The organism is Bacillus sp. NH11B (assembly GCF_001884205.1).
Classification (GTDB): domain Bacteria; phylum Bacillota; class Bacilli; order Bacillales; family Bacillaceae_G; genus Bacillus_A; species Bacillus_A proteolyticus.
This window is the reverse complement of sequence record NZ_MAOG01000105.1, coordinates 1-320: the sequence shown is the minus strand read 5'-3', so window position 1 is coordinate 320 and position 320 is coordinate 1. Positions and strand designations below refer to the sequence as shown.

At 35.0% G+C, this 320-nt stretch carries 1 protein-coding gene; it reads right to left on the bottom strand.

Annotated features, from left to right (window positions below):
- The coding region (locus BAU27_RS16325; RefSeq protein ID WP_139254661.1) for a Cna B-type domain-containing protein at nucleotides 1–320 on the bottom strand (320 nt) is incomplete at both ends.

The window sequence follows — 320 nt, the reverse complement described above, 5'->3', positions numbered from 1 at the left end:
TAAGTGTTCGTAATCGTTGTTCCTTCTACTTTTGTTTCATAGTCTTTCACTTTTACTTCATTTACTGTGTACGTGAACTCATTTCCTTGTCCATTGTACTTTGGTAGATCTTTAAAGCTGAAGTTCCAGTTGCCTTCTTTATCAGCTTTCACTTCTTCTGTTTTAAATTCTGTTCCATTTTGAAGCAATTGTACTGTGATGCTTCCTGGACGTGTGTTGAACTTATTGTTGTAGTCTTCCCAGACTTTCTTACCACTAATTTCTGTTGTTTCTGTATTTTTGTAAGTGTTCGTAATCGTTGTTCCTTCTACTTTTGTTTC